The 3,804-nt window shown below is 56.7% G+C and carries 3 protein-coding genes; all 3 read left to right on the top strand.

What is annotated here, in order from left to right; genetic code table 11:
- Positions 1-191: 191 nt before the first annotated feature.
- The 3 genes from VGE80_RS21435 (at position 192) to glnT (ending at position 3,667) form a co-directional block, all read left to right on the top strand.
- The gene (locus VGE80_RS21435) at positions 192-1,160 is read left to right on the top strand and encodes a fatty acid desaturase (RefSeq protein WP_440594060.1); all 969 of its coding nucleotides are present in this window, start codon (positions 192-194) and stop codon (positions 1,158-1,160) included.
- A complete protein-coding gene (locus VGE80_RS21430; protein ID WP_440594059.1) occupies positions 1,157-2,203 on the top strand; it encodes an alpha/beta fold hydrolase in 1,047 nt (348 codons plus the stop codon). The genes VGE80_RS21435 and VGE80_RS21430 overlap by 4 nt, the downstream gene beginning before the upstream one ends.
- 165 nt (positions 2,204-2,368) lie before the next feature.
- The gene (gene glnT, locus VGE80_RS21425; RefSeq protein ID WP_440594058.1) at positions 2,369-3,667 is read left to right on the top strand and encodes a type III glutamate--ammonia ligase; all 1,299 of its coding nucleotides are present in this window, start codon (positions 2,369-2,371) and stop codon (positions 3,665-3,667) included.
- The last annotated feature ends 137 nt before the right edge of the window (positions 3,668-3,804 follow it).

The following is a 3,804-nucleotide window of genomic DNA, read 5'->3' as shown; positions in this document are numbered from 1 at the left end:
AGATTGGACCAAGAAACATCACCTCGCCACCTGGCAATGGACACCTCAACTGATGTCCTGCAAAGTTGAACCCCAAACCGCGAGTCCACAAAACACCCTATAATCAAGAGTTTCACCGAACGCAAAACGGGGTTGCACCCGTGCGAATCCGCGATTGATTCCGTTCAGGTGAGTGTTCGTGGGAGTAGCAGATGGCTTCTGATGCGGCTTCAAGCCTTGACTCAATCGACATGGGTACCTCGGCACTACCTGGCCGCGGAGCCCTCGAAATTGCCACCGTGCGAGCCCTCAGCCAAAGATCTGATCTGCAGGGGTTTCTGCGATTCGGAACCCATCTCGCCATCATCATTGGTGCGGGCTTGCTGGTCTGGCAAGCTATGCCCAATTGGTATCTGATGATTCCCGCGATGCTGCTGCAGGGATTTGCATTGGTCACGATGTTCGCTCCCATGCATGAGTGTGTTCACAAGACTGCTTTTGCGACCCCGATCTACAACGAAATCTTCGGCTGGATCGCCGGTTTACTCAGTTACTATAACTTCACCTACTACCGCTACTATCACACTTGGCATCATCGCTACACACAGGATGCGAATCGCGATCCCGAGCTGATGTCTCCTAAACCACAAACGGTAATCCAATACCTGCTGGAAATCAGCGGCATCCCCTTCTGGCTCTACCGCCCTCTGATGTTCGCCCGACTTGTGACCGGTCAAACCAGCAGCTACCCCTTCGTCCCCGAGAATGCCCGTCGCAAAATCTCCCTTTCCGCCGGGTTGCAATCGGCGGTGTACGTGGCGGGAATCATCTCCGTCGTATTGGGTTACCCTTACGCGCTGTACTGTTTCTTCCTGCCCACGTTCCTCGCTCAGCCATTGCTGCGAGCCATTCTGATTGCAGAGCACACTGGCTGTAGTGATGACGAAAATGGACTGACGAATACCCGCACGACACTGGCGAGCTTTCCGGTACGGCTGCTGATGTGGAATATGCCCTACCACACAGAACATCACCTCTATCCTTCGATCCCCTTTTTTCAGTTGCCTAAGGCCCACGGAGAACTCAAACAGAAGCTGGCACACCTGGCCCCGAATTACGTCGCCGCCAATCGTTCGGTCGTCCGCTCCCTCGGCACTGAAAAGCGGGAGGAAGCCTCTTGAGTGCCCCGGCCTCCCCTCCCCTGGCCGCTTCGAACTATCAGATCTTCCGGCTTCCCGACTTTACGCTCAAATGTGGAGTTGTCGTTCCAGAGCTTCAGCTGGCCTACAAGACCTACGGGAACCTCAACCGAGATCGCTCCAATGTCGTGCTCTATCCCACTTCGTACGGGGCACAGCATATGGACATCGAGTGGCTGATCGGGGGGCCTGACAGCATCCTTGATTCCACACGCTACTTCATCGTCATCCCGAACATGCTCGGAAATGGCTTGTCCACCTCCCCTTCCAACAGCCCTTTTCCCCCTGGACATCCATTTCCGTTCATTTCCCATGTTGACAATGTCATCGCACAGCGGCGAATGCTGGCAGAGGTGTTCGGCATCAACCGACTGGCAATGGCATACGGCTGGTCAATGGGAGCCCAGCAGGCACTTCACTGGGGCGCACTCTTTCCTGACTCGGTCGAGCGGATCGCGGCCGTCTGCACGTCAGCCAGAACCTCGCCCCACAATCAGGTCTTTCTGGAAGGCCTGCGGGCGACATTGACCACCGATCCCAACTTTGTGGAGGGATACTTCCGAACACATCCCGAAAAGGGCTTGCGAGCCTTTGGCCGCGTCTATGCTGGCTGGGCTCTCTCACAGGCTTTTTACCGCGAACACGTCTACCTGAGTCTCGGCTACACCTCGCTGGAAGACTTTCTGGTCCGGGATTGGGAAGCGAGCTTCCTGCGTCGCGACGCCAATAATCTGCTGTCCATGCTGCAGACATGGTTGCATTCTGACATCAGTGATAATGACGTCTTCCAGGGCGACCTGGACAAGGCCCTGGCATCGATCACCGCGAAAACGTTCATCATCCCGGGCCAGATGGATCTTTACTTCACTCCCGAAGACAGCCTGATTGAGGCCAGAAAGATGCCCAACGCGGAATTCCGCCCGATCCCTTCGATCTGGGGCCATCGCGCCGGAAATCCATCGAAGCATCTGCAAGATCAGTTGTTCCTGAAAGCCGCAGTCGCGGACTTATTAAACGATTCCTGAATCGCGATTGGTGTTCGTCAAGGTTCGTCGGAGCGCGCTCCTCGCTTTGAACCGCACCTGAAACTGAAGACCTGGCGCCCGCCACTCGTGGGCGATACGAACTGAGAACGTCCTCGACTGCTGCTCGCGGCGATCGACGACGTACATGAATCGAAAGACGCGATCATGAACCTGCAGCAAACCGCAAACGAGCTGGGGATACGTTATTTCCTGGTGTCATTCTCCGACCTCGTCGGGACATCCCGGTCGAAGCTGATCCCGGCCAGCGCCATCTCAGAAGTCTCCGAGAAGGGAGCGCCTTTCGCCGGCTTCGCCACCTGGCTCGACCTGACTCCAGCCGACCCGGATATTTATGCCCTGCCTGACCCCGCAAGTCTGATTCAGCTTCCCTGGAAACCCGAAGTCGGATGGCTGGCGGCTGACTTGATGATGGAAGGGAAGCCGCTTGCACAAGGCCCCCGCAATGTCCTCAAAAAGTCGATCGGCCGGGCTGCTGCCCGAGGGTTTGAAATGCGAACCGGGGTCGAATGCGAATTCTTCCTGCTCAGTCCCGACGGAAAGCAGATCGGTGACAAATTCGATGACCAGAGGAAGCCCTGCTACGACCAGCAGGCCTTGCTTCGTCGTTATGACGTCATCTCCGAAATCTGTGATGCGATTGAGAAACTCGGCTGGGAGCCGTACCAGAACGATCATGAGGATGCCAACGGACAGTTCGAAATCAATTGGAAATACAGCGAAGCACTCCGCACGGCGGATCAACAGACCTTTTTTAAGTTTCTCGTCCGATCAATTGCCGAACAGCATGGGCTGCGGGCGACGTTCATGCCGAAGCCCTTCTCTCGCCTGACCGGAAACGGCTGCCATATTCACGTTTCCGTCTGGGACAAAGAGCGGAAAGTCAACCTTTTCCACGACGCCCGCAACGATCTGGGGCTGTCCCCCCTGGCCTATGAATTCCTGGGTGGGGTCCTTAACTCCGCCGAGGCGATTTCGGCCATCGTGAACCCCACCGTGAATTCGTATCGCCGCATCCATGCACGGGGAACCAGTTCCGGAGCCACCTGGTCCCCGAATACGATCAGCTACGCAGGGAATAACCGTACTCACATGATCCGTATTCCCGACGGCGGTCGATTCGAATTGCGGTTGGCGGACGGGGCAGCCAACCCCTACATCATGGCCGCGGCTCTGCTCGAAGCGGGGATGGATGGAATCGACCACCGCCGTCACCCGGGGCCTCCATCGGAATCAAACGCCTACCTCGATCGCATTCCCGATGGACTGCGGATCCTTCCCGACAATCTGCTCGATTCGTTGCGAGCCCTGGAACGAGATACAATCCTGACCGCGGGACTGGGCCCGGAATTTGTGACCGGCTTCCTCAAACTCAAGCATGCAGAGTGGAGGGATTTCTCCAGCTACGTGACTCAATGGGAGCTGGACAACACCCTCGACTGCTGACGACAGCTTGCCAGAGTGGATGTGCGTTATGCCTTAGAGTCCACAGAGGTCCGTCGAATCTAACCGCCCGTCATGCAGTGCGGATGCAACGAGGACGGAATCAACGCCCGATCCTCGAAACCGCAACAGGTCGGCTC

This window comes from Schlesneria sp., from assembly GCF_036405755.1.
In the GTDB taxonomy this organism is placed as follows: domain Bacteria; phylum Planctomycetota; class Planctomycetia; order Planctomycetales; family Planctomycetaceae; genus Schlesneria; species Schlesneria sphaerica.
The sequence above is the reverse complement of the archived record's forward strand: the minus strand, read 5'-3'. Positions and strand labels throughout refer to the sequence as shown.

Excerpts from the sequence above, each read along its gene's own strand:
- VGE80_RS21435 (WP_440594060.1), top strand. The coding sequence starts at position 192 with ATGGCTTCTGATGCGGCTTCAAGCCTTGACTCAATCGACATGGGTACC.
- glnT (WP_440594058.1), top strand. The coding sequence starts at position 2,369 with ATGAACCTGCAGCAAACCGCAAACGAGCTGGGGATACGTTATTTCCTG.